General features: G+C 30.6%; 1 protein-coding gene. It reads left to right on the top strand.

The window, feature by feature from the left end:
- Window positions 1-138: 138 nt before the first annotated feature.
- A partial coding sequence (locus KIB46_RS16245; protein ID WP_291673262.1) for an ISLre2 family transposase occupies window positions 139-1,605 on the top strand: 1,467 nt, incomplete at its 3' end.

The following is a 1,605-nucleotide window of genomic DNA, read 5'->3' as shown; positions in this document are numbered from 1 at the left end:
GTTAGAGTATAATTTTAGTAGGCAGAGATAGTAATAAAAACTAGATAAAAATAAAAGGAGATGCAAAAGCATCTCCCAATATACATAAATATCCATTATAATTAAGTTGACTAGACTAAATAGAATGGAGTTAGATTTATGTATGAATTAAGTTTAAATGATAATGGAATGACTTTCAAGGATTTAGAGAAAAAAATTTATAAATATGCTTGTAGTGAAGCTTGTAAAGCTCTAAAAGAAATACTTGAAGTTTTAGATGAAAAACTAATGAATGAAAGAGATACTAAGATCTATAGGAATAAAGGACGCAAGCAAACTTGTTTGCGAACTATTATGGGAGATGTAGAATATTCAAGACGTGTCTATGAATTTAAGCTTGAAGATGGTAAAAAGGCTACTAAGTATCTCTTGGACGAATATCTAGGAATGGACACTATAGGTAATGTATCCATTAATCTTGTAGAAACAATTTTGACTAACGTTTCGGAACTTTCTTTTAGAAAAACAGCTGAGAATATTAAGTTAATGTGTAATCAGGAAATTAGTGCACAAGGTGTTTGGAATGTTGTTCAAAGTGTTGGAGAGAAGATTAAAGAGATAGAAAATAGAAAGATAGAATTAAATTATAATGGTTTGTTAAAAGGTGAAACGGAAACGCCAGTACTATTTCAGGAACAAGATGGTGTATGGCTTTCAATACAAGGGAAAGATAAACCAAAGGGAAAGAGTAAAAAGAAAGAACTCAAGTTAGCTGTATCTTATACGGGCTGGACTTTACGTCCAGGGCGTAAAAAAGAACATATCGTTGTTGATAAAACAGTTTGTGCAAGTTTTGATACAGTTAAACACTTTAAAAAGTTAACAGAAGCTACAATAGCAGAAAAATATAATGTTGATGAAATACAAACTAGAATATTAAATGGAGATGGTGCAAAGTGGATAAAAGCTACATGCCAAGATCAAGACATTCACTTTCAATTAGATCCATTTCATATAAGCCAAGCAATATTAAGAAATGTAAGTGATAAGAAAGACCAAAAAGAATTACTTGGATTTTTTAGAGATGGAAAAGTAGATGAGGGATTAGAAGCAATTACTAAGCTACTAATACTAAATAACGGTAATGAGAAAGCTTTTAATAAGCTTGTAACATTGTATGATTATCTTGTTAGTAATAGAGATGGTTTAATACCTTATAAGCTAAGGGATAATATAAAAATGCCTCCGCCACCGGAAGGCATTGAATATAAAGCATTAGGAACAATGGAACATAATATTTGTGATGTACTAGCTCAAAGAATGAAAGGTAGAAAAATGAGTTGGTCTGTTAATGGTGCAGATAATTTGGCTAAGATACTATCAGAGAAATTTAGTAATAGACTTTTTGATACTGTGGATAAAATTTATAGAAATATAATTCCAAAAGAAATTGTGGAAAGTATAAATGCAACTTTACCATTAACAGTATTTCAAGCTAATAAAAAATCAAAAAAGTGTAAGGTATATAAATGTAGTAGTGCAAAAATTCCGTACAGCGACGCTGCTACAACCCTTGGTAGGAAGATACTACGTGATCTATGTGGACTAAAATCATTTAGTGATATT

The sequence above is a fragment of the Clostridium sp. genome (assembly GCF_018372875.1).
Taxonomy (GTDB): Bacteria; Bacillota; Clostridia; order Clostridiales; family Clostridiaceae; genus Clostridium.
This window is presented reverse-complemented; position numbering and strand designations above follow the sequence as displayed.